Genomic DNA, 23,952 nt, shown 5'->3' with positions numbered 1-23,952 from the left:
CCTTGCTAGGAGGTGAGCACCGGCCGCGGCAGCACCCCCGCGGCCCGGCCGTCCACCAGCACCAGCACGCCCGGGTGCGCCGCCCCGAGCGCCGCACGGGCCTGCGCCACCGACTGCCCGACGCCCACCGCGGGCAGCGCCGGCCCGAGCAGGGGGCCCAGCGGGGCGTCCGGCCCGGCGGCGCCGACCGCGAGCGCCGCCGCCAGCACCTCCCGGGACACCGAGCCGACCACCTCCACCGCGCTCACCCCGTACGGGCGCGCCGGGCGCGCCAGGACCGCCGGGGCGACGCCGCCCGGCACGCCGTGCAGCGCCCGCACCGCCTCGCCCACCGTCGCTCCGGCGTCCACTGTGACCAGCCGTCCGGCGCCGGCCAGCAGCCGCCGCAGGCCGGCCGGGGCCGCCGGGGCGCCCTGGGCCGGGAGGCCGTCCTCCGGGAGGTCCTCCTCCAGGAAGCCCCACTGCCGCATCCACGCGTCGCTGTGCGCCTTGGACAGGTAGGACCGGCCCGAGTCCGGCAGCAGCACCACGACCAGGTCCTCCGGTCCCAGCCGTCGTGCCACCCGCAGCGCGGCCGCCACCGCCGTGCCGGACGACGGCCCGGCCAGGATGCCCTCCTCCCGGGCGAGCCGGCGGGCCGTCATCAGCGACTCGCGGTCCGGGATGCGCTCGAAGGCGTCCGCGACGTCCTTGCGGTAGGCCTGCGGCCAGCGGTCCTCGACGGTGTCGGGGTGGATGAAGTGGCCGATGCTCTCGACGTAGTACGGGCTGCCGTCCCCGCCCCCGTAGACCGAGCTCTCGGGATCGGCGCCGATCACGGTGACCGCGCCGCCGGAGACCGCCTTCAGGTGGCCGCCGGTACCGGTGATGGTGCCGCCGGTGCCGACGCCCGCGACGAAGTGGGTCACCCGGCCGCCGGTCTGCTCCCAGATCTCCGGGCCGGTGGTGCGGACGTGGGCGTCGGGATTGGCCTGGTTGTCGTACTGGTCGGCGAGCCAGGCCCCGGGCGTCTCCTCGGCGAGCCGCCGGACGACGTTGAACAGGTGCGCCGGGTCCTCCAGCGGCACGGCGGTCGGCGCGAGCACCACCTCGGCGCCGTACGCGCGCAGGATGTCCGACTTCTCCGGCGCCGCCCGGTCCGCGACTCCCGCGATCACCCGGTACCCGCGCTGGCGGCCGACGATCGCCAGGCCGATGCCGGTGTTTCCCGAGGTCGCCTCCACGATCGTCCCGCCGGGCGCCAGCAGTCCCTCGCGCTCGGCGGCCAGCACCATGGACAGCGCGGCGCGGTCCTTCACGCTGCCGCCGATGCTGAGGAACTCGGCCTTGGCGTAGACGGGCGCGGCGAGACCGGCGCCGAGCCGGGCGAGGCGGAACAGCGGCGTGCCGCCGATCGCGTCGAGTACGGATTCGTGCACTGCGGGCATGGCGGGCTCTCCTCAACTCGATGTCCTGTGGGCGATGTCGACGCGTGCGTCCGGCGGAGCCTGCCCAGGGCGGCGCGCCGGTAGGCCGTGTCCTGCGCCTCATCCCGGCGCCGGGCCCGGGGCGTCCGGGGGCGGGGCGTCCGGGGGCAGGGCGTCCGGGGGCAGGCTCAGGGGGCGGGGCGTCCGGGGGCGGGCTCAGGGCATCGGCGCGCCGTCCGGCGGTCGGGGGACGGCGGCTTCCGGCCACAGCGCCTCCGCCGGCAGGAGCGCCTCGGCCGACGGCCGGGGCACACCCGGGGCCGCCGGGGGCCGGTAGGGCGTGGCCACCGTCCGGCCTTCGGCCCGGGCCGACCGCTCGATCTCCTCGATCCGGTAGGCCAGGCCCTCCGGTTCACCGATGTCCGCCCAGCGCCAGGCCTCCGCCCACCACTGCGGGCCGCGCACCAACGGGCGGCCCGCGAGCGCGAGGTGCAGGGCGAGCGTCGAGCGGGCGTAGCCGTGCACCCAGCCGTCGGCCTGCCGGTAGGCGGCGGTCTCGTCCAGCCGCAGCCGGCGGCCCTCGCTCCCGCTGGCGAGCAGCGGCGTCCAGGCGGTGCCGGTGGAGTCGGGCGACGGGCGGTCGGCGACCGACAGCACCAGGCGTCCTTCCTCCTCCCGGACGCGGTAGGGCGGGAGTTGGGGCATCCGGGCGAGGCCGATGGCGCGCTTCCAGGAGACCACCCACAGGCCGCGGCGCAGGTAGTAGCGGGTGGCGTGCCGCCGGGTCCAGTGCGCCTCCAGCCGGTAGCCGGGCAGGCCCTCGGCGGTGGCGGCCCGGTAGACCTGGTCGAGGGCGGCGGCCGCCAGACCGCGGCCGCGCGCCGAGGGGCGGAGGTAGAGCGAGGAGACGGCCAACTGGCCCGGCGCCCTGGTCCAGTTGTCGACGGCGACGGTCCCGACCGGCTCGGCGGGAGGCGGGCCGCCGGGCGCTCCGGGACCGTCGGTGCCGCTCGTGCCGCTCGTGCCGCCGGTGCCGCCGTCCAGCAGCCAGTACCGGCGGCGGTACAGCTCGCCGCCCGGCCACTCGCGGCCGTTCTCGCCGAGGCGCTCGCGCAGCCGGCGCTCCTCGGCCGGGCCGATCGCCACCGGATCGACGCACTCGCCCAACTGACCCTCGGCGCAGGAGGCGAGGTCCCAGAGCGCGAATCCACGCCCCTCGCCCTCCCCCACCACCCGCACCCCGGGCGCCGTCGCCAACCGCTCCTGCGCCCGCCCGACCGCCGCATCCCAGGACCTCACCACGCGGTCCACGATAGCGAGCGATCGGCACCGAACGTAATTCGGTGGACACCGAACGTGAGATCGGATACGAATTCCCTTGTTCGGAACGCCCACTGACGAGGAGGAGCCCACCCCCATGCACACCGACCGCCCCGACGAGGCCGTGATCCGGACGCGCGGGCCGCCCCGGCCGCCCGCCCGGTGGTAGGGGAAACCCGACCAGAGGACTCGACCTGACCGTCATGACCTCGCCGACCTGCGCCGCTGCAATGAAGTGGTGCCGATTCACCGCATCCGTACCCCGCTGCCCTCCGTTCCCGGCCCCGCCTCCCGGCCCGGCCGTCCGCCCCGCCCCGGCCGTGTCCACCGCGTCCCCCGTCCACCGGGTTCCTCCGGTCCGCCCCGCCCACCCGGCGGGCGGAGGGCGCTGTGGTGCGGCGGGTGGCTGGTCGCGGCCGGGTGGGCGGGGGCGTTCCCGCTCACCTCCGGGCTGGGACCGCACCGGAGTTGGGGGCTGCTCGCGGCCGCCGGGTACCTGGCGGCGGCGGTCGCCGTGCTCGCCCTGCCGCCCCGGTGGGCGCGCGCCGGATCGGTGGCGGTCGCGCTGGCCGGTGCGGTGCTCGCGCCGCTGCTCGTCCTGCTCGTGGGCGGGCAGGGGCAGAGCGAGGTCGCCGTCATCGAACGGTCGGGCGAGCTGTTGCTCCGGCACGGGACGCCGTACCTGGCCGAGCCGCAGACGGTCGCCGAGTACACCCCCTACCTGCCCGGGATGGCACTGTTCGGACTGCCGCGCGCCCTGTTCGGCGCGGACGGATGGCCGGCCCGACTGCTCGGGGACGCCCGCCTCTGGTGCGCCGCCGTCTTCCTCGGCTGCCTGGCCGCCGCCGTCCGCCCGCGCGGACGCGGCGCCGTGCCGCTCACCGCCGCGCGCGCGTCCGCGTCCGCGTCCGGCGGGCTCACGCCCGGCGGCGGTCCGACCGTGCCCGTACTCGCGGTGACCGCGCTCCTCGCCTCGCCGCTGGTCGCGCTGCCGCTCTGCGTCAGCGGGGTCGACCTGCCACTGACCGGCCTCTGTGTGCTCGCGCTCGCCCTGGCCGGGCGGGCCCGCCCGTTCGCAGCCGGGTCGGTCCTCGCGCTGGCCTGCGCGCTCAAGTGGACGGCCTGGCCCGCGGTCGCGGTCGCCGTCGCCCTGCTCGCCGTCACCGCCGGACGCCGGGCGGCCCTGCGGACGGCCGCCACCGCCGCCGTCGGCACGGCCGCGCTCGTCCTGCCCAGCGCACTGCGCGCGCCGGGGCCGCTGGTGGAGCAGGTGTTCGCCTTCCCCACCGGTCGCGGCGGCCTGCCCACCCCGGCGAGCAGCCCGCTGCCGGGCCGCCTGCTCGCCGACCTCGCCCCCGGCGGCTGGTACGCGGCGCTCGCCCTGCTGCTCCTCGCCGGACTCGCCGTCGCCGGATCACTCGTCCGGCACCCGCCCCGGGACACCGTCGCCGCCGCCGACCGGCTCGCTCTCGGGCTCACCCTGGCGTTCCTGCTCGCCCCGGCCGGCCGCTTCGGCTACCTCGCCCTGCCCGCCGTCCTGGCCCTCCTCCCGCGCCTGTCCGGCAGCCCCCGTGTTCCCCGAATCCCCCCTGTCCCCCGCTTCTCCCGCTTCTCCCGCTTCTCCCGCCGAACCCGGCTCCCGGCGCCGCAGTCCGCCCCGGCCGCCGCCCCGCGCCCCCGCACACCCCAGGTGGTCTCCCTCCCATGACCGGCACGCTCATCGTCACCAACGACTTCCCGCCCCGGCAGGGCGGCATCGAGACCTTCGTCCACGCCGTGGCCACCCGGCTGCCTGCCGACGAGGTCGTCGTCTACACCTCGGCCGAACCGGGCGCCGCCCGCCATGACGCCGCACTCCCGTTCCCGGTGATCCGCGACCGGTCCCGGATGCTGCTCCCCACTCCCCGGGTGACCCGCCGGGCCGCCGACCTCGCCCGGGCGCACGGCTGCGACCGGGTCTGGTTCGGCGCCGCCGCCCCGCTCGCCGCGATGACCCCCGGGCTGCGGCGGCTGGCCCCCGGCATCCGGCGGACCGTCGCCACCACACACGGCCACGAGATCTGGTGGGCCCGCACCCCCGTCGCCCGGCGCCTGCTGCGGCGGATCGGCGACAGCGTCGACGTCGTCACCTACCTCGGCCCCTACACCCGCGACCGGATCGCCCCCGCGCTCGGCCCCGCGGCCCGGCTGGAGCGGCTGGTCCCGGGCGTCGACACCGAACTGTTCCGCCCACACCCCCGGGAGACCGGCCCGCAGGCGCCGGTGATCCTCTGCGTGGCGCGGCTCGTCCCCCGCAAGGGCCAGGACACCCTGATACGGGCGCTCCCGCTGATCCGGCGCACCGTGCCGGACGCCGTCCTCGTCCTGGTCGGCCAGGGCCCCGACGAACGGCGCCTGCGCGACCTCGCCCGCCGGCTCACCGCCCCCGACGCGGTCGTCTTCGCCGGCGGCCGCGCACACGCCGACACCCCGGCCGCCTACGCCGCGGCCGACGTCTTCGCGATGCCCTGCCGCACCCGCCGGGCCGGACTGGAGGCGGAGGGCCTCGGCATCGTCTTCCTGGAAGCGGCCGCCGCCGGCCTGCCGGTCGTCGCCGGCCGCTCCGGCGGCGCCCCGGACGCCGTCCTCGACGGCGTCAACGGCACCGTCGTCGACGGCCGCGACCCGTCCGCCGTCGCCACCGCGATCACCCGCATCCTCCAGACCCCCGCCCCGGACCGCACCCGCATGACCACCGCCGGCCGCCACTGGGTCCGCACCCAGTGGTCCTGGGACACCACCGCCCACCACCTGACCACCCTCCTCACGGAGAGCCCCACCTCACCGAAGCAGGACGCCCTCCCACCCCGCCCCCGACCCGAAGTCGACCACCATCGACCGGATCAACCCCGCTGATCGAACACACCAACAACACCGCCCCAGCCCCAACAGCCCAGCCGGTCACCCCACCGCACCGACCACGGACCAACCAAACCCCAACCCGCCACCCCCACCAAGCCAACCGCACAACCGCGCCGCCCCCAGCCCCCGACTACGGACCAACCGAAACAGCCCGACAAAGCGCCCCGCCCCACCTCACCACCCCACGCAGCCAAACCCCAACCCGCCACCCCCAGGCCGACCATGACAGCACCACCGAACCGCACGGCCGGGCCGTCCCCCGGCCAACCCAGCCGCAGACCGACCAAGGCGGCCCGACGAAACAGCCCCGCCCCACCTCGCCACCCCACCGGGCCAACCACACATCCACGCGGACACATCGGCCGTCCCGGCTGTGGACTACCGCAGTGGCCTCGCCCCCCACCGCCCGGTCCGGTAACCGGGCCCGGGCCGGGTTCGGCGACCCCTCCCGCGCCCGCAGGGTGGAGCGGCCCAGCTCAGCGGGCGATGGCCAGGAGAACCTCCGGCGAGGGCAGGCCAGGCCGGCACGTCGTCAGCGGGGCGGCGGTCAGCAGAATGTCGGCGAGGGCGGTGGGCTGGGAGAACATCGGCCGTCCCGGCTGTCGACTACCGCAGTGGCCTCGCCCCCCACCGCCCGGTCCGGCAACCGGGCCCGGGCCGGGTTCGGCGACCTCTCCCGCGCCCGCAGGGTGGAGCGGCCCAGCTCAGCGGGCGATGGCCAGGAGAACCTCCGACGAGGGCAGGCCAGGCCAGCACGTGGCCAGTGGGTGGCGGCGGTCAACAGGAAGCCGGCGAGGGCGGGGCGGGTCAGTGGGTGGTGGCGGTCAGGAGGATGTCGGCGAGGGCGGTGGGCTGGGAGAACATCGGCCAGTGGCCGGTGTCGAGGGTGGTGTGGTGCCAGCCGGCGTCGCGGAGGAGGGTGGCGACGGGGGGCGGGGGTTCGGGGCTGTCGAGGAGGCAGGTGAGGTAGGTCGCGGGGAGGGCGGCGAGGGGGCCGGCCAGGGCCGCGGGTTCGGTGAGGGTGCCGCCGGGGTGCGGGGTGGAGCCGGTGACGATCCGGGCGATCTGCGCGTCGGTGAGGCCCTGGCCCGCGTAGTCGGCGGCGGTGAGCGGCGGCCAGAAGCCGTCGTTGGCGCCGATCGCCTCGGCGACGGCGCCGCCCCAGGGGCCGGCGCCGACGAACGCCTGCCCGTCGACGGGGATGTTGGCGTCGACCAGGACGAGGTGGGCGAGCCGGTCGCCGATCCGCTCCGCGGCCTGCCCGACCGGGATGCCGGAGTAGCTGTGCCCGACCAGGACCACCTCGCGCAGGTCGCGCTCCTCCACGAGGTCGACGATGTCCTGGACGTGGGTCTGCTGTCCGGCGGGTTCACCGCGCCGCTCGGCGAGGCCGGAGAGGGTCAGCGGGTGGACGCCGTGCCCGGCGGCGCGCAGGTCGGGGAGCACGTCGTCCCAGGCCCACCCGCCGAGCCAGGCACCCGCCACGAGTACGAATTCCGTCATGGCGGCACCGTAGTGCCCGGCACCGACAACGCTGGGTGCCGCGGCTACTCGCCGCGCAGGTCGGCGAGGTGGGCCAGGACGGCGAGGACGCGGCGGTTGCCCTCGACCGGGTCGAGGTCGAGCTTCATGAAGATGTTCCCGCAGTGCTTCACCACGGACGCCTCGGTGATGCTCAGCCGGGCGCCGACCGTCTGGTTGTTGAGGCCCTCCGCCATCAGCCCCAGCACCTCGCGCTCGCGCGGGGTGAGCCGGGCGATCGGGCGGTCGGCGGACTGCTGGCGGAGCAGCACCCGGACCACCTCCGGGTCGATCACGGTCTCCCCGCCCGCCACCCGGCGCAGCGCGTCCAGGAACTCGGACACCTCGCCGACCCGGTCCTTGAGCAGGTAGCCGAGCCCGGCCCGCTGGGCGCCGGCCGCGCCGAGCAGCCGGGTGGCGTACGGGGTGGCCACGTACTGGGAGAGGACGAGCACGGGCAGCCCGGGGTGGCGGTCGCGCAGCCGCAGGGCGGCGCGCAGGCCCTCGTCCCGGAAGTCGGGCGGCATCCGGACGTCGGTGACGACGACGTCCGGCCGGTCGGCGTCCACGGCGGCGGCGAGGGCGTCCGCGTCGCCGACGGCGGCGACCACCTCGTGGCCGCCCCGGGTGAGCAGCTCGACCAGCCCGGCCCGGAGCAGGACGGCGTCCTCGGCGATCACCAGCCGGAGCACGGCACCTCCAGCCGGAGCCTGGTCGGCCCGCCGGTCGGACTCGTCACCATCAGTCGTCCTCTCAGGATCGCCACCCGGTCGGCCAGTCCCTGCAGTCCGGCCCCGGCGGCCGGGTCGGCCCCGCCGCGGCCGTCGTCGGTCACCTGGAGCACCAGCCTGCCGTCCGCGATCCGCCCGTGGACGGTGACGGCGGTGGCGCCGCTGTGCTTGGCGGTGTTGGTGAGCGCCTCGGTGACGGTGAAGTAGGCGGTGGACTCGACGGGGCCGGGCAGCCGGCCGGGCAGGTCGAGGTCGACCTCGACGGGGATCGGGTGGCGCAGCGCGACCTCGGTGACGGCGGCGGCCAACCCGTGGTCGGTGAGCACCTGGGGGTGGATGCCGCGGACCAGTCCGCGCAGCTGCTCCAGGGCCTGCCGGGCCTCGCCGCGGGCCCGGTCGACCAGGGCGAGCGCCGGGTCGTCGGCGGCCGCGTCACCCGCGCCCGTGCCACCCGCGCCGGCGGCACCGCGTTCACGCAGTTCGTGGGCGGCCAGGCCGAGGGTCATGGCGAGCGCGACGAGCTGCTGCTGGGCGCCGTCGTGCAGATCGCGTTCGATGCGGCGGCGCTCGGCCTCGAAGGCGTCCACCAGCCGGGCCCGGGAGCGGGTCAGTTCGACGACCCGTTCCCGGCCGAGGTCCTCCTCGCGGGGGCCGAGCAGCAGCCGGGCCAGCCGGACGTGGGCGGTGGTGAGCAGCGCTCCGGCGTAGCTGCCGAGCAGGAGTCCGGCCAGGCCGACGGCGCTGGCGGGCAGGGCGTACAGCGGTCCGGGGACGACGTGGCCGGGGATCAGCATGACGGTCTCGGGGGCCAGCGCCCAGACCACGAGGGGGCTGACGACCAGCGCCGCGGAGAACAGCAGCAGGGCGGTGAGGCCGAGTCCGGCGGCGGTGAGCGGCGGGCCGACGAGCAGGGTGTGGGCGAGTTCGCGCCAGGTCGCGCGCTCGCGCAGCCGGGTCCGGAGCCGGGCGCGGCGGCCGGCCCCGGGCAGCGCGCGGTGCGGATCGGGCACCGGGGACGGTTCGACGAGCCGCAGCCGGCGGCGTTCCAGGGCGCCGACCGGCCAGCCGGCGAGGGCGACGGCCAGCAGCAGCGGCAGGCCGACACCGACCACCGAGAGCCCGAGGCCGAGCACGGCGAGGGCGGCCAGCAGGACGGCCACCACCAGGCCGAGCAGGGAGCCGCCGGCCAGGTAGGCCCAGCAGCGCAGCGAGTCGCGGGTGAACGGGAAGTGGAGCGGCCGGGCGCGCAGCGTGGCCTGGACGGCGACGGTGGGCGCGGCCTGCGGCGCGTCGGCCGCACCGTCGGCGGAGGCGTCCTCGATGCGCACGGCCTCGACGCGAACGTCGTCGATGCGAACGTCCTCGTCCACGCCCCCACCCGCTGCCCGCCCCGTGCCCATCGGCCCACCCTAACCGACCGGCTGACGCGCCCTCCGGCCACGGCGGGCGGCGTGCTCCCCTTCGCCTGGAGCCGCGGACGGCTGCCGGATGAGCGCCACCGCGGCGATCACGGCGAGGCCGCCGGCCAGGGTGTTCCAGCCGACCGGTTCGGCGAGCAGCAGCGCGCCGAGCGCCGTCGACCAGAGCGGGGTCACATAGGTGACGGCGGCGGCCACGGCCGTCCCGGCGGTGCGCACGAGGTCGAGGTTGAGGACGTAGGCGACGCCGGTGCCGACCGCGCCGAGCACCAGCAGGGCGGCGGCGGCCCCGGCGCCGGGCCAGTGCGGGGCGCCGGCGGCGAGCGGGGCGGCGACGGCGAGTTCGGCGGCGGCGCAGGTGATCTGGGCGGCGGACAGGGCGGCGGCCGAGTGCGGGCGGGTGGAGAGGTGGCGGCGCAGGTAGGCGAAGCCGGCGCCGTAGCAGCAGGTCGCGGCCAGGCAGGCGAGCCCGCCGCCCACCGACCCGGAGCCGAACCCGTGCCGGACGCCGAGCACGGTGAGCACTCCGGCGAGGCCGAGGACGAGTCCGCCGATCCGGCGCGGCCCCGGGCGCGGTTCCCCGGGCACGGCGGCCAGCGCGAAGAGCAGCGCGAACAGCGGGGTGGTCGCGTTCATCACCCCGGCGAGCACCGAGCTGACCCGGGTCTCGCCGTAGGAGAAGAGCACGAACGGCACCGCGTTCAGCAGCACCGCGACCACGGCGCAGTGGCCCCAGGTGGCGAGGTCGCGCGGGGCGGCCTCACGGCGGAAGGCGAGGATCGCCCAGAGCGCGGCCGCGCCGAGCAGGCAGCGCCAGGCCGCCACCCACACCGGGGGCACGCCCGCGTCGACCGCCACCTTGATCAGGGCGAAGCTCGCGCCCCAGATCGCCGAGAGTGCCACGAACCCCGGCCACCAGCGCCGTCCCGTACCGCCCACCCGTCCGTCTCCTCCCGTACCTCACCGCTTCACGATGGACAGAGGGTGACGGTTCGGCGGACCATGAGTCCAACAAGTGGCAGTGCGGAAGAGATGAGGAAGTCTCATGGCCCCGGAGGTGAACCTCGCCCAGCTCAGGGCGCTGGTCGCGGTGGCGGACGCGGGCGGCTTCGGGGCGGCGGCGGTCGACCTGGGGGTGAGCCAGTCGGCGGTCTCGCACGCGGTGGCGGCGCTGGAGCGGCTGCTCGGCGCGCCCGTCCTGCACCGGGGAGCCCCGGCCCGGCCGACCCCGCTCGGCGAGCGGATCCTGCCGCACGCCCGGACGGCGGTCGCCTCCGCCGCCGCCGTCCGGACGATCGCCGCCGACCACTCGGGCGGGCTGACCGGCACGGTCCGGCTGGCCGCGCCGACCACCGTCTGCCAGGGGCTGCTGCCCGGCCTGCTGCACGGCTGGCGGGCCGAGCACCCCCGGCTGACGGTGCGGGTGTTCGAGGGCGAGGACGACGAACTGGGTGTCTGGCTGGAGGCCGGCACGGTGGACGCGGCGGTCCTGGTGGACGCGGACCTGGTGCCGCCGGGGGCGGTCCCGCTCGGCGCGGACTCGATGCACGCGCTGCTCCGGCGCGACCATCCGCTCGCGGGCGAGGAGACCGTCGAGGTGGCCGACCTGGAGGACGACGACTTCCTGCTCTCCGAGGGCGGCTGCGAGCGGCACATCCGGGACGCCTACCGCCGGGCGGGCGTCCGGTTCGCGCCGCGGCACCGGATCCGGGACCTCAACACGCTGATCGGCATGGTGCACGCGGGGGTGGGGGTGTCGGTGATGCCGGCGCTGGCCCGGCCGATGCTGCCGCCGGACTGCGTGCTCGTCCCGATCCGGCCGGCCGCCCACCGGAGGCTGACCCTCACCGGTCCGGCGGGCCGGCCGTGGTCACCGGCGGTGGCGGGCCTGCTGGCGGCGTTGCGCGGCGCCCCCGGGGCGGCCGCCCCGGCCCGCTCCTCCTGGGCGCAGATCGACGGACCGGCGAGCGGGCTCACCGCGTCCTGACCGTCCTCCTCCGTTCCGCCGCGCCCGGTAGGGCCGCACCGGGCCGCACCGGGCGGGGCGGGACGGGCGGCCGGTCCGGTGCCGCCCCACCTGCGGCCCGACCTGCCCGAACGCCGCGCGCACGGCTCCCGTAGATTCGGATCCGACTGACGGAACGTCCGATCGACGGGGGCCTGGGTGGAGTGGCGGCGGGGACGGGTGGGGATCCGCACGGTCCGGCCCGCGTCGGCGGTCCGCCGGTTACCATCGCCTCTGTGCCCGCTCCCACACCGCACCGCCCCGAGCCACCCGAGCAGCCGCTCGGCGCGGCTCGCCGGGGGGGTGCTGAGCTGTGGTAGGCACGAGACTCAGCCAGCAGCCAGCAGCCAGCAGCCAGCAGCCAGCAGCCAGCAGCCAGCAGCCAGCAGCCAGCAGCCGGCTCGCGCGCCGTGGCGCCACGGCGCCGTCGGTCCGGCGGGTCCGATGACGGCGCCCGACGCCCCGCTCGGCGTGCTGTTCGCCGTCCGCTCGGCCGCCGCGCTGCACCGGCTGCTGGACCTGCTCCCCGTCTTCGACGGTGACGCCCGGGTCCGGTGCCGGTTCACCCTCGTCCCCGGCTCCGCCTTCGACGCCGACGCGCTGGCCGCCGTGGCGTCGTCCGGCGCCCGCTGCCTGTCCTGGCCGGAGGCACTGGCCCGCCACCACGACCTGATCCTCACCGCCAGTCCCAAGGGTGAGCTGGCCGCGCTGCGCGGGCCCAAGGTCCTGCTGCCGCACGGCGCCGGATTCAACAAGGCGCTCGCCGAGGAGGGTTCGCCGCACCTCCCGTCCGGCCTGGACCCGGCGTTCCTGCTCACCGCCGGCCGGCGCCCGCTCGCCGACCTGCACGTCCTCGCCCACCCCGACCAGGTGGACCGGCTCATCGAGCAGTGCCCGCCCGCCGGGGCTGCGGCCCTGGTCGCGGGCGATCCGACGCTCGACCGCATCCTCGCCTCGCGGGACCGGCGCGAGGCCTTCCGCACGGCCCTCGGCACCGGGCCGCGCCGGCTGGTCGTGCTCTCCTCCACCTGGGGGCCGGAGTCGCTGCTCGCCAGGCACCCGGGCCTGCCGGCCCGACTCGCCTCCCGACTCCCCCACGACGCCTATCAGTTGGCGCTGGTCGTGCACCCCAACGAGTACAGCCGGACGGGCTCCTTCGACCTCGCCCGGCAGCTGCGGCCGGCCCTGGACGCGGGACTGGTGCTGGCCGGGCCGTACGAGCAGTGGGCGGCGCTGCTGGTGGCCGGCGACACGGTGGTCACCGACCACGGCTCGACCGCCCTCTACGCGGCGGCGCTCGACCGCCCCGTGGTGGCGGTCTGCGACGGCGGCACCGAGCTGGTCCCGGGCAGTCCGATGGCCCGCCTGCTCACCGCCGCGCCCCGGCTGGACCCGTCCGGCGAGGACGCGGCGGACGTCCTCTCCGCGCAGCCGTCCGCCCCGGGGACCCGCCGCTTCGCCGAGGCGGCGTTCGCCCTCCCCGGGGAGTCGCTGACGACGCTCGGCCCGGAGCTGTACAAGCTGCTCGGCCTGCTCCCGCCGCCGCGACCGGCCCAGCCGCGTCCGCTGGCCACCCCGCCGTCCGCGCCGCGGACCCCGGCCGCCTTCGCCGTCCGGGCCCGGACGGAACGGGCCGAAGGGGCCGAAGGGGCCGAAGGGGCCGAACGGACGGCCGACGGCGCCGTCGTCGTCGACATCGAGCGGCTCCCGCCGTGGACGGACCTGCCCTACCACCACCTGGCCGCCGAGCACGGCCGTGCCGGGATCCGCGAGACGCAGAGCGCGGCGCTGCTCTACCGCCGGGCGAACAGCGCGCCGGCACCGGACACCGCCCACCACCACGAGTACCGGACGGCCGCGGACTGGACCGCCGAGGCCCTCGCCGACCACCCCGGCTGCCGAACCGCCGCCGTCGTCCTCTCCCCCACCCGCTGCCTGGTCCGGCGCCCGAACGGCGAACCGTTCACCCTCCGGATCGAGCCCCACCGGACCACCGGCACCGGCCGAGTGCGGTACACCGACCCCGCCGCCGCCCTCTGCGCCCTCCACGCCCTCCTCGGCGCCCAGCACACCCCCGCCACCACCCTGACCTGCCGGATCGACGGAACGCCCTACCGCCTCCACCTCGACACACCGGCCGAGGCGGACCTCCAGCACCTCCTCTGACAGCGACACAGGAGGCCCTCCCGGCACGGCCACGCCTCAACCGCCACCCGCCACCCGCCACCGGCGGCGGCCACGGACCTCCCGGCCTTCCCGCCGAACGAGCCGCTCACCCTGTCGGTAGCCGGTGGCATGATCCTCGCCAACGACACAAGGGGGTCATCATGGGGACGTGGGGCATCGGCCCGTTCGACAACGACACGGCTGCGGACTTCGCTTTGGCACTGGACGAGGCCGAGTCCGGCGAGCGGGAGGCCATGGTTCGTCGGGTCCTCACCCGGACATTGAGCGCGGCGGACCACCTCGACGAGGAGCAGGAGGCGGTGGCCGCGGCCGCACTGATCGCGGCCCAGTGCCCTGGAGGCCGGCAGGTCGAATCCGGATGCGATCCGGAGACGGTGATGCCGACATTCGCCGAAGACCTCCGCCTGCTCGCCGACGAGGCCCTCGCGCGCATCGCCTCCGGTGATTTCGACCTCGCTGGGAGCTGGGTCTCGGCCACTGACTACACTCGGTGGATCGCCATGATCAAGGCTCTTCGTTCGGTCCTCGACCCGCCGCCTCCGTCGATCGACGTTCCGCTCTTCGCCCTCGACGCGTAGGGATCGCGACAGGCCGACCCACCCGTCACGCGATCGGCGTGCCGCCGCTCCCGTCCGGTCCCCGCAGGGCCTCGGCGGCCGACCGGTAGCCGGCGGCGGCCGCGGCGTCCCCGGTCTCCTCGCCGAGGGCCGACAGCGCTTCCAGCACCCGCAGTTCATCACCCGGCGAGCGTCGTTCGCGCGCCGCGGCCAGGGCGGCCTCGTACAGGCGGGCGGCCTCCGCGTGCCGGCCGGCCGCGCGCAGGGCGCTGCCCAGCTCGAAGCCGGTGCGGGCGGTCATCCGCTCCCGGCCGAGGTCGGCCGCCGAGGCGTGCGCCTCGCTCAACAGCTCCACCGCACGCGGCAGTTCGCCCATCGCGACGGCGGCGCGGCCGAGCAGGTAGGTCTGCAGCATCACGCCGTAGGCGTTGCCGATGGCCCGGTGCTCCTCGCGGGCGGCCTCGAAGTCCGGGACGGCCGCCGCCCAGTCACCGCGTACGGAGGCGAGCTTGCCGCGGAACTCGACGGCGGAGGCGCGGAGCTTGCGCTCCTCGGGCGAGTCGCCGAGCAGCCGGGCGCCGTGGACGGCGAGTCGCAGCTCTTCGGCGGCCTGCTCGTAGCGGTGCTGCTCCCAGAGCGGGCGGGCGAGTTGGCAGCGCATGCGGACGGTGGCGGCGAGCCGTTCGGAGCGGACGGCGGCGGCCACACCGCGCCCGAAGGCGTCGATGACGTCGGCGTAGTGCCGGTGGTCGAGGAAGTGCGTCCACAGGGCCTCGCAGAGCGCCACCGCCTCCTCGTCGAGCCCGTCCTCGGCGGCGATCCGGACGCAGCCGTAGAGGGCGAGCCGTTCGTCCTCCAGCCAGCGCAGGGCGGTGCCGGTGTCGGAGAACGGAAGGTCCGGCACGTCGGCGGGCGCGGGGGCCTCGGCGACGGGGGCGGAGACGGTCAGCCGGGGGCCGGCGGCGACCAGGTCGGCCCGGCCGGCCTGCCGCCGGTACCAGCGGACCAGGCGGATCCGCGCCGCAACGGCGTCCTGGTCCGCGTCCGCCGCGCGGGCCCGGCGCAGGGCGTGGCCGCGCAGCAGGGCGTGCATGCCGAGGCCGTCGGGGCGCCGCTCCAGCAGCCCGGCGGCGTCGAGTTCGTCGAGCGCGTCGGCGGCCTCGTCAAGGTCGGCGCCGAGCAGGGCGGCGGCCGCGTGGTCGCCCACCACGGGGGCGGGGTGGTGCGGCAGCAGCCGGTAGAGCCGGGCCGCGACGGGGCCGAGGCTCGCGTACGCCGCGTCCCAGACGGCCTCCACCACGGGCAGCCCCTCCCGGTCCAGTTCGGTGGTCAGGTCCTCGACCAGCCGTCGCAGTTCGCGGCGGCGGTGGCGGCGGATCCAGCGGCCGGCGACGTAGAGCGCGGCGGGCAGGCCGGCGCAGCGGCGGGCGAGTTCGGCGGCGGCGTCGGGGTCGGCGGCGAACCGGGGGTCCGCGACGATCCGGCGCAGCAGGTTGACGGCGTCCTCGGGGGCGAGCGGGCCGAGCGGCAGGTCGACGAGGCGGACGCCGTCGAGGTCGTGGAGCGGGCCGTGGCTGGCCACGATGACGACGCTCGCGGCGGAGGCGGGCAGCAGCGGGCGCAGTTCGGCGCCGGTGCGGGCGTTGTCGACCACGAGGACCAGCCGCCGCCCCTGGGTGGCGGTCCAGTACTGGCGGGCGCGGGCGCGCAGTTCCTGCTCGGGCCGGTTCTGCGGGTCGAGCGCGCGCAGCAGGTCGCCGAGGGCGTCGGCGCTCTCCACGGCGCCGTCGCGGCGCAGGTCGTCGAGGTCGACGTGGAGGGCGCCGTCCGGGCAGTGGTCGAGCAGCGCGCGGGCGAGTGCGAAGCCGAGCGCGGTCTTGCCGATCCCGCCCATCCCGCTGAGCGCGACGACCAGCGGCCCGCCGCCGCCCCCCGTCCCCTCGGCGACGGCGGCCAGCACCCTGGCGCGTTCGTCGGCGCGGTCCTCGAAGTGCGCGAGCTCCGGCGGCAGCTGGCACGGAACGGCGGCCGCCCGCAGGGCCGCCTCGTGCACGTGCAGTTCCCCGACGGACCCGGCCTGCACGATGGCACCGGCCCGCACCTGCCCGCCCACCCTGTTCCACGTCTCTTCGGCCACCCGCCAACTCTAAGGCGTGTCCACGGGATCTACGGGATCTACGGGATCCCATCGGATTCTCACCCGCAGCAGCGGTCGGGACGATTGACGGCCCCTCATCACAGGTCTATACCAGTGAGGGCCTGGCGACGGTCCCACCCGCCGCCGAGCGCCGCCGGCCCGGTGCGCCGCCCCCACACTCGGCGCGGACGGGCCGTACTCCGCCGTTTCCTGGAGAGGTCGATCCCGATGGAACGCGCACTTCCCCCACACGCACAACCACAGCCACAACCCTCCCGCCGAGCGCCCCGCCGGCGGACCGCCGCCGCGGTGGCCGGGGTGCTCGGGCTGGTGGCCGGCGGGCTCGTGGCGGTCGCCGCCGCGAACGCGACGCCCCCCGCGGCCGCCGCGAGCGCCCTCGGCGGCGGCATCGGCAGCAACTGGTACGCCTCCGCGCCGTACCTGATGCCCGAGGACAACAGCCCGCCGGACGTCTCGACGGTGATGGACGCCACCGGCCAGAAGGCCTTCCAGCTCGCGTTCATCCTGGACAAGGGCGGCTGCGTCCCGGCCTGGGGCGGGACGTCCCCGATCGACACCGACACCACCATGCCGGCCGTCATCCAGACCATCCGCGCCAAGGGCGGCGACGTCTCGGTCTCGATCGGCGGCTACAACGGCACCAAGCTCGGCCAGACCTGCGGCACGCCGGAGGCGACCGCGGCGGGGTACCAGAAGGTCGTCGACAAGTACCAGGTGAAGGCGCTCGACTTCGACCTGGAGGAGCCGGAGTACGAGAACACGGCCGCGATCCGCAACGAGATCGGCGCGGCCCGCATCCTCCAGCGCGCCAACCCGGGGCTGTACGTCTCGGTCACCACGGCCGGCACCGCCGCGGGCACCGGCTGGTTCGGCCAGCAGATGCTCAACGAGGCCAAGGCGCAGGGCTTCACGCCCGACAACTTCTCGATCATGCCGTTCGACGGCGGGTTCAACGGCGCGGCGGCGCAGACCTCCGCGCTGGTGAACTTCAACCAGCTCCTGCGCACCACCTTCGGCTGGTCGGAGGCGGACGCCTACGCCCATGAGGGCGTGTCGCAGATGAACGGCCGCACCGACGTCGCCGAGTACTTCCGGCAGGCGGACTTCCAGACGGTGCTGGACTTCGCGCTGGCGCACAAAATGGCCCGCTACACCTACTGGTCGGTCAACCGGGACCGGCAGTGCCCGGGCACGGTCGACCCGGGGCTGTCCGGCTCCTGCTCCAGCGTGGTGCAGAACGACTGGGACTTCACCAAGTTCACGGTGCGGTTCGCCGGGGCGACCCCGCCCACCACCCCGCCGACCACCCCGCCGACGACCCCGCCCAGCACACCGCCGACGAGCCCGGGCACCTGCGTGGACCCGCCGTGGGACGCGGCCACGGTGTACGTCGGCGGCGCCAAGGTGTCGTACCAGGGCCACAAGTACCACGCCAAGTGGTGGACCCTGAACGAGAATCCGACCGCGAGCGGCCAGTGGGGCGTCTGGGCGGACGACGGCCCCTGCTGAACCGCGGCGCCCCCAACCCCCGGGGCCCCCTGCCGTGTTCCCGCACCGGGCGGGAACACGGCGGGAACCCGGCAGGGCCCGCGGCCGTCAGTCCGCGAGGCGCTCGCGCAGCTCGGCGAGGATCGCCGCCGCCTCCTCCAGCCCGTGCGCCCGGCACCGGTCGACGGCGACGGTGAGCCGCTCGCGGGCCGCCGCGCCGCGGTCGAGGTCGGTGCCCTCGATCACCGCGGCCAGCCGGACGGCCTCGGCGCGCGGGGTCTCGGCCTGCTCGCCGCCCACCTCGTAGGCGGTGATCGCCCGCTCGGCCTCGGCCAGTGCCTCCTCGAAGTCGCCCGCCACCGCGAGGACCCGGGCCCGCTCGTAGTGCACGGCGGCGCGCGGGTACCACGTCTCCGCCCCCGGCTCCTCGCGCTCCAGCCGCTCGCGCACGGCGTCCGCCTCGGCCAGCCGGGCGAGCGCCGACTCGACGCCGGCCGGGCCCTCCTTCTGCGCGGTGAGCCGGGCGAACTGCCGCAGCATCGCGGACACCGGACCGGCCTGCGGCCACTGCTCGTGGGCGGCCAGCGCCCGGGCGCGGGCGGCGTGCGCGGCCTCCCAGCGGTCGGCGTGGACCAGCGCGACGGTCGCCTCCGCCGCGACCATGGTGCGCAGGTGGAGGTCCTCGGTCCAGCCCTCCAGGACGGCGGCGAGCCGCAGGTACTCCTCGGCGGCGTCGCGGTCCTCGTCCAGCGTGAACAGGCCCCGGGCGAGGTCGAGCCGGGCCTGCGCGACCAGCCGCTCGCCCAGGCCGCCGGCGGCCGCGTCGGCCAGCACGGACTCCAGGACGGCCACCGCGTCGGCGGTCCGGTCGGCCTCGGTCAGCAGGTCGGCGAGCTGCAGCCTGGTCCGGGCCGCCTCCTCGGCGACCTCCGGCCCCTTGCGGTCGAACCGGGAGGCGGCCTCGGAGAGCGCCCGGATCGCGGCGCCGGTGTCCCCGACGTGGGCGCTGGCGTGTCCGGCCATCAGGTAGGTGGCGGCGAACGGGTACGACTCGTCGGCCCAGCGCGCGGCCGCCGCGAGGGCGCGGTGCAGCACCTCGACGGCCTCGGCCTGCTCGCCGTTCTGCAGCAGCGCCTGCCCCAGCAGGCCGTACGCCCGCGGGGTGTGCCAGGGCTGCCCGGCCTGCTCCAACTCGGCGATGGCGACCCGCAGTTCCTCCGCCGCCTCGACGGTCCGGCCCTGCCGGGCGGCGGCGTCGGCGGCGTACTGGCGGGCCACCGCCAGCCGCCGGACGGAGCCGCGGGCGGCGGCCGCCTCGCGGTAGGCGGTGACGGCGGCGGCGAAGCGCGCGGCCCGCTCGGCGGGCGGCTGCTCCGGCGGCTCGGGCAGCGCGCGGACCAGCTCCTGGTGGGCGGCGTAGGCGCGGCACTGGAGGACGATCAGGTAGTCGTCGTCGGTGATGCCCGGCGCGCCGCCCTCGACCGCGGCCAGCTCCTCGGCCCGGGCCAGCGCGGCGTCCAGGGCCGCCCAGTCGATGGCCGGCTCGGGGAGCGTCACCGGCTCACCGGCCTCGTCGACCTCCTCGCCCTCCTCGTCCTCCCGGACGAGTTCGGCGACCAGCGCCCTGGTCCGGGCCGCCAGCGCCGGGCCGAGCAGCCCCTCCCGCCGGTACAGCCCGCCGGCGGCCAGCAGCTCGGCGGCGCCCTGCTCCCAGTCACCGCGCTCCAGCGCCGCGTGCGCGCGCCGCTCGGCGAGCTCGGCCCGCAGCCGGCCGAGCGGCCCGGCGTCCGTGCCCAGCAGCCCTTCGGCATCGCCTTCCGCGACGGCGGTGAACCGCTCGTCGATCCGGGTCCAGAGCCGGTCCGCGTCCGGGTGGCCGACCAGCTGCAGCTCGCGGGCGCGCAGCAGCAGGGCGGTGAAGTCCTCCGGCTCCGGCTCGACCTCGCGGGCCGGCACCGCCGGGACGACCGGGACGGCCGCCAGCTCCGGCGCGGCCGCGGCCCGCACCCCGAGGGCGAGCGGCTCGGCCAGCAGCGGACGGCGGGCGAGCCGCTCGCGGCGGCGGCCGCTCACCGTGTCGGTGCCGTTGCGGGTGTCGAAGCGGGCGGCGAGCGCGTCCGCCTCGGTGCGCAGGTGGGCGAGCAGGGTGTCGACGGTCCAGCTCGCGCCGGGCGGGCCGCTGACGGTGAGCTCGCCGTGCCCGGCCCGGGCGAGGGCGGCGATCAGCACCTCGACGCCGGTGAGGAAGTCGAGCCGGCTGACCGGGTCGCCGGTGACGCCGAACAGGTCGCGGTTCTCGGCGAGGAGCTCCAGGCCGCGCGGCTCGTTGCCGGACAGCGCGCAGAACTCGATGTGCAGGCCCACCGAGCGGGCCAGCCCGCTCTTGCCGCGGGCGAAGCGGTAGCCGACCAGGTGGCTGGAGCGGGCCTCGTCCAGCCGGCCCTGGCGCAGCAGCGGCAGCAGTGCCTGGGCGTGGCTGACGTAGGGCTCCTCGGCGCAGGTGGCCTCGCCGCCGAGCACCGGCCGCCAGACGTCCAGCGCGGTCGCGTCGTCCCCCTGGCGCAGGTGGTGGACGGCGCGGGCGCGGATCTCGCAGGCGTGGCAGTCGCTCAGCTCGGTGCGCGGCCGCCCGGCCCACAGCTCGTAGGCGTCCTGGACGTCCTCGCCGAGGTGCGCGGCGAGGTGGAAGCGCTGGGCGTAGTACGGCTGGAGGCCGTGCCCGGCGGCGCGGTAGCGGCCGCGCATCTCCTCGTGCCAGCGGCGGATCGCGGCGAGCGGCACGTCGGGGGTGCCGAGCAGCGAGGTGGCGACCCACTTGAAGCGCCAGAACACCTGCTGGCGCGCCCAGTCGCCGAAGCCCTCCTGGTCGGTGTCCCAGAGCTTGAGGACGCGGGCGAAGACGACCGGGGACTTGCTCCGCTCGCCGTCGTACTCGTAGGCCTCCATCAGTTCGAGCAGGGCCATGGCGCGGACCGCGGTGTCGTCGAACTGCTCGGCGGCGTCGACGAGTTCCTCGGCGGTGACGGTCCGCTGCCGGCCGTAGGGGCGGTCGTCGTTCTCGCGCAGGGCGGTCATCACCGCCTCGATGCTGTTCAGCATCACGCCTCCTTCGCGCCGGTGCCGCCGGGCCCGCCGGCGGCGGCCTCGTGGCCGAGCATCGCGTGGTCGAGCAGGCTGATGAAGGAGCGGTTGAGCAGCGCGCTCTCGCTGGAGGTGAGCGGCCGGCGGGTGAGCAGCACGGCCTGCCCGTAGAGCGTCTCGACGGCGGTGACGGCGAGTTCGCGGTCGCCGATCGTGGCCGCCCGCCGCACCAGCGGGTTGAGGTGGTTGAGGACGAGCTGGGCGCGCGGCACCTCGGCGCGCAGCGAGCCGAGGATGTCGGCCCACAGCCCGTCGGCCTCGTCGGCGAGTTGGGCGCGGGTGCGCTCGTGCCGGGCCTCCCGGTTGTCGAGCAGCAGGGCGGGCGCGCTGGTCGGGTGGAAGCTGCGCAGCGCGACGTCGCAGTCGAAGCGGCCGACCACCTCGCGGGCGGTGGCGAGGAAGGCCGAGGCGGCGAGTTCGGCGGCCGGGTCGACGGTGTCGAGGTGCGCGGTGACGGTGCTCGGGTCGAGGTCGGCGACGGAGGTGCCGGGCCGGATCTCGGGCAGCCGGTGCACGAGGTCGCGGTCGTAGGTGTAGCCGCCGTTGACGACGCCGAGGCCGGCGGCGCCGGCGATCGGGGCGACCTGGCGGAACTCCTCGACGGTACGGGTGACCAGCACCACCGGGTGGGTGCGGGCGAACTCGTCCAGGGTGACATTGCCGTCGGTGGTCTCGAACGGCAGCCAGGGCAGCAGCATCCGCAGCAACTCGTCGTCGTAGCGGGCGAGTTCCTTGACGGCCAGGTGGTGCACCGAGATGAACCGGTGGAGCAGCGCCGGGTCGCTGGCGGACAGTCCGGTGAGCCAGTCCCGGATCCGGGCGCCGAGCGCGTCGCGGACGGCGGCGAGCGTCTCGTCGGCGTACAGGCCCTCGCGGCTGGCGGTGGGGCGCAGGCCGTCGGTGTCGACCACGCAGCGGACGAAGAACGCCCAGTCGGGCAGGAGTTCGTCGGCGTGGTCGGAGAGCAGCATGCCCTTGAGGTGCACCCGGTGGCCGGCCCGGCGGGAGGGCGGGACGGCGTCCGGCAGCACGTAGGCGACGCCGCGCAGGCCGACCAGCGGCAGGTCCAGCTCGATGGTGTCGAGCGGGGTGAAGTCGAAGGTCGAGCGGCAGTAGGCGGCCAGCGCCTCGCGGCGGGCCAGCGGGGAGCCGTGCTGCGCGGCCCACGGCGGGGTGTGGTTGACGCGGGTGGCGTCGCCGCGGCCGTCGATCACGGTGACCTCGTGGCGCAGCAGGCTGCCGAAGTCCCGGGCGAGGGTCAGCACCCGGTCGGCGCGGGTCCACTCGGCGGCGTCGGAGCGGGGCGTGAGGCGCACGGTGGTGCCGGGCTCGGGCTTGGCGTCGGCGGGCAGGGTGCGGATGGTGTAGCGGCCGTCGGAGCTGCCGCGCCATTCGATGACGGGGGCGTCGGGGGTGGCGGCGGAGCGGGTGACGACGGTGATCTCGTCGGCGACGACGAAGCAGGCGAGCAGGCCGATGCCGAACTGGCCGATGAAGTCGCCGCGGGCGCGGGCGAGCCCGTCACCGTCGAGGTGGCCCTCGGCGTCCCGCTTGGAGCTGCGGCCGATGGTGGCCAGGAAGGTGTGGACGTCCTGCTCGGTGAGGCCGATGCCGGTGTCGGTGACGGTGAGGTCGCGGTCGGCGCGGACGGTGATGGCGGCGGGCGCGGCCGGGTCGAGGGCCTGCCGGGCGGAGATCGCGTCGACCGCGTTCTGCAGGAGTTCGCGCAGGTAGACGCGGGGGCTGGAGTAGAGGTGGTGGGAGAGCAGGTCGACCAGGCCGCGCAGGTCGACCTGGAAGGTGTGCGCGCTCGTCGGGTTCTCGGATGGGGACACCGGTGGCTCTTTCGATCGCAAGGAGTGTGTCGGGCTTCGGCGGCCGCGGGGCGGGACGGCCCGGGCGGCCGGTTGTGTGCTCGGCAGGCGTCGCGCGCGCTCGGCGCGCTCGGCTCAGCGCGGGGCGCAGCGGTCGCGGTGCGCCTGGAAGTTCTCGGCCTCGTCGCCGCCCAGGTAGGACCAGGGCCACCTGGTGACGCCGTCGCCGAGGACGGCGAACACCGCGTGGGCGAGTTCGCGCTCGTCGGCGAGCGAGAGGACCATCGCGAAGGTGTTGTGGGTGGTCCGCCAGTCGCGCTGGGGCCGGTAGGCCGGGTGCAGCACGGAGCGCAGGACCGCCTCGCGCAGCGAGGAGCGCACGGCGGGGCCGGTCAGGTAGGCGTGGTCCTCGCCGTCGGGCAGGTCGAGCCAGTGCTCCAGGTGGGCGAGGGCGACCAGTTCGCCGAGCGGGCTGCCCTCGGGGGCGCCGAGCGTCGCCGCGCGGGCGAAGGCGTGCATCTCCTCGTGGGAGCCGCCCCACTTGGCGCAGAGCTGCTGGAGCCGCTGCTGGTGGGAGGCCAGGTGCCCGGGGTCGCGGCGCAGCGCGGCCTCGAAGCGGGTGGTGGCGACGGTGCGGCCGAGCGAGGCGCCGCGCGCGGTGATCTGCAGGAAGTACCAGGGGGCGAGCCGGCCGGGCTCGCGCTCGGCCGCCTCCAGCAGCTGCTCCTCGGCGGTCTCCAGCCGCTCACCGAACAGCCGCCACTGGTCCTCGGTGACGTCCTGCGCGCGGGAGGCGGTGCGGGCCTCCCAGCCCCAGGCGAGGTGCCGGGCGCCGGAGAGCAGCAGCGCGAGGGTGTCCTCGGGCCGTTCGGCGACGACCTTGGCCAGCCACTCCTCGCTGCCCTCGACGTCGGAGACCCGGTGCAGCAGCCAGGCCAGCTCGGCCTGGTCGGGGACGGCGGCGAGGGCGGGGCCGAGCGCGGCCCAGTCGCCGGCCCCGGCGAGGAGGCACAGCCGGCGCAGCTCCTCGTCCCCGTGCGCGGGGTCGAGCGCGGGAGGCAGGGCGCGCGGAGCCTTCCGCCCGGTCAGGCGGCGGAAAATGGACATGGTGCGGCCCCCCTGAGACCTCGTCGACCGGCACGGCCGTCGGCATCGTTCGTATGGCCTCACAGCGGCCAATCGGATGATGCACTGCATATCACGTGCCACCGACGTCCTGCCGACCAGCCCGGTTCCGGGAGCCCCCCGCCGGGGGTCACGGCGGGCCCCCGCCCGGGGCCGGGACGCGGCGGACCCGGCCCCGCC

General features: G+C 76.6%; 16 protein-coding genes. 6 read left to right on the top strand and 10 right to left on the bottom strand.

Annotation, left to right across the window (positions count from 1 at the left end; all coding sequences use genetic code 11):
- Positions 1-5 precede the first annotated feature (5 nt).
- The gene (locus ACFCLZ_RS29135) at positions 6-1,427 is read right to left on the bottom strand and encodes a PLP-dependent cysteine synthase family protein (RefSeq protein ID WP_380280760.1); all 1,422 of its coding nucleotides are present in this window, start codon (positions 1,425-1,427) and stop codon (positions 6-8) included.
- Between the two features lie 195 nt (positions 1,428-1,622).
- A complete protein-coding gene (locus ACFCLZ_RS29130; RefSeq protein WP_380280758.1) occupies positions 1,623-2,708 on the bottom strand; it encodes a GNAT family N-acetyltransferase in 1,086 nt (361 codons plus the stop codon).
- Between the two features lie 256 nt (positions 2,709-2,964).
- Between ACFCLZ_RS29130 and ACFCLZ_RS29125 the strand changes: the two genes are divergently transcribed.
- Both ACFCLZ_RS29125 and ACFCLZ_RS29120 read left to right on the top strand, forming a co-directional pair.
- Positions 2,965-4,434 (top strand): glycosyltransferase 87 family protein, encoded by a 1,470-nt coding sequence (locus tag ACFCLZ_RS29125; RefSeq protein WP_380280756.1) that lies wholly within the window; start codon positions 2,965-2,967, stop codon positions 4,432-4,434.
- Positions 4,431-5,621: a glycosyltransferase family 4 protein gene (locus ACFCLZ_RS29120; protein ID WP_380280754.1), complete on the top strand. Its 1,191-nt coding sequence runs from the start codon at positions 4,431-4,433 to the stop codon at positions 5,619-5,621. The genes ACFCLZ_RS29125 and ACFCLZ_RS29120 overlap by 4 nt, the downstream gene beginning before the upstream one ends.
- 813 nt (positions 5,622-6,434) lie before the next feature.
- Here ACFCLZ_RS29120 and ACFCLZ_RS29115 read toward each other — a convergent pair.
- From ACFCLZ_RS29115 to ACFCLZ_RS29100, 4 genes are read right to left on the bottom strand one after another with little or no spacing between them, the layout of a single operon-like run.
- A complete protein-coding gene (locus ACFCLZ_RS29115; protein ID WP_380280752.1) occupies positions 6,435-7,130 on the bottom strand; it encodes an alpha/beta fold hydrolase in 696 nt (231 codons plus the stop codon).
- Between the two features lie 44 nt (positions 7,131-7,174).
- Positions 7,175-7,840, bottom strand: coding sequence for a response regulator (locus ACFCLZ_RS29110; protein ID WP_380280750.1), 666 nt, complete (start codon positions 7,838-7,840; stop codon positions 7,175-7,177).
- Complete coding sequence (locus tag ACFCLZ_RS29105; RefSeq protein ID WP_380280749.1) at positions 7,825-9,249, bottom strand: sensor histidine kinase; 1,425 nt, start codon at positions 9,247-9,249, stop codon at positions 7,825-7,827. The genes ACFCLZ_RS29110 and ACFCLZ_RS29105 overlap by 16 nt, the downstream gene beginning before the upstream one ends.
- A gap of 39 nt (positions 9,250-9,288) precedes the next feature.
- Positions 9,289-10,236 (bottom strand): DMT family transporter, encoded by a 948-nt coding sequence (locus ACFCLZ_RS29100; RefSeq protein ID WP_380280747.1) that lies wholly within the window; start codon positions 10,234-10,236, stop codon positions 9,289-9,291.
- A 106-nt stretch (positions 10,237-10,342) separates the two neighbouring features.
- Here ACFCLZ_RS29100 and ACFCLZ_RS29095 point away from each other — a divergent pair, with 106 nt between their 5' ends.
- The 3 genes from ACFCLZ_RS29095 to ACFCLZ_RS29085 all read left to right on the top strand — a co-directional run bounded on the left by ACFCLZ_RS29095 (position 10,343) and on the right by ACFCLZ_RS29085 (position 14,067).
- Positions 10,343-11,284 (top strand): LysR substrate-binding domain-containing protein, encoded by a 942-nt coding sequence (locus ACFCLZ_RS29095; RefSeq protein ID WP_380280745.1) that lies wholly within the window; start codon positions 10,343-10,345, stop codon positions 11,282-11,284.
- A gap of 462 nt (positions 11,285-11,746) precedes the next feature.
- Positions 11,747-13,468 (top strand): translation initiation factor 2, encoded by a 1,722-nt coding sequence (locus tag ACFCLZ_RS29090; protein WP_380280743.1) that lies wholly within the window; start codon positions 11,747-11,749, stop codon positions 13,466-13,468.
- 161 nt (positions 13,469-13,629) lie between these two features.
- Positions 13,630-14,067: a DUF4259 domain-containing protein gene (locus ACFCLZ_RS29085; protein ID WP_380280742.1), complete on the top strand. Its 438-nt coding sequence runs from the start codon at positions 13,630-13,632 to the stop codon at positions 14,065-14,067.
- 25 nt (positions 14,068-14,092) lie between these two features.
- Here the strand turns inward: ACFCLZ_RS29085 and ACFCLZ_RS29080 are convergent, their stop codons facing one another.
- A complete protein-coding gene (locus ACFCLZ_RS29080; RefSeq protein WP_380280740.1) occupies positions 14,093-16,183 on the bottom strand; it encodes an NB-ARC domain-containing protein in 2,091 nt (696 codons plus the stop codon).
- Between the two features lie 228 nt (positions 16,184-16,411).
- On the opposite strand from ACFCLZ_RS29080, the gene ACFCLZ_RS29075 reads away from it, so the two are divergent.
- Positions 16,412-17,713, top strand: coding sequence for a chitinase (locus tag ACFCLZ_RS29075; protein ID WP_380280738.1), 1,302 nt, complete (start codon positions 16,412-16,414; stop codon positions 17,711-17,713).
- Positions 17,714-17,800: 87 nt separating this feature from the next.
- Here the strand turns inward: ACFCLZ_RS29075 and ACFCLZ_RS29070 are convergent, their stop codons facing one another.
- The 3 genes from ACFCLZ_RS29070 to ACFCLZ_RS29060 form a co-directional block, all read right to left on the bottom strand.
- A complete protein-coding gene (locus tag ACFCLZ_RS29070) occupies positions 17,801-20,791 on the bottom strand; it encodes a hypothetical protein (RefSeq protein ID WP_380280736.1) in 2,991 nt (996 codons plus the stop codon).
- Positions 20,791-22,668: an HSP90 family protein gene (locus ACFCLZ_RS29065; RefSeq protein WP_380280734.1), complete on the bottom strand. Its 1,878-nt coding sequence runs from the start codon at positions 22,666-22,668 to the stop codon at positions 20,791-20,793. The genes ACFCLZ_RS29070 and ACFCLZ_RS29065 overlap by 1 nt, the downstream gene beginning before the upstream one ends.
- A 114-nt stretch (positions 22,669-22,782) precedes the next feature.
- Complete coding sequence (locus ACFCLZ_RS29060; RefSeq protein ID WP_380280732.1) at positions 22,783-23,754, bottom strand: hypothetical protein; 972 nt, start codon at positions 23,752-23,754, stop codon at positions 22,783-22,785.
- Positions 23,755-23,952: the final 198 nt, after the last annotated feature.

This window comes from Kitasatospora purpeofusca, assembly GCF_042691725.1.
Lineage (GTDB): Bacteria > Actinomycetota > Actinomycetes > Streptomycetales > Streptomycetaceae > Kitasatospora > Kitasatospora purpeofusca_B.
The sequence above is the reverse complement of the archived record's forward strand: the minus strand, read 5'-3'. Positions and strand labels throughout refer to the sequence as shown.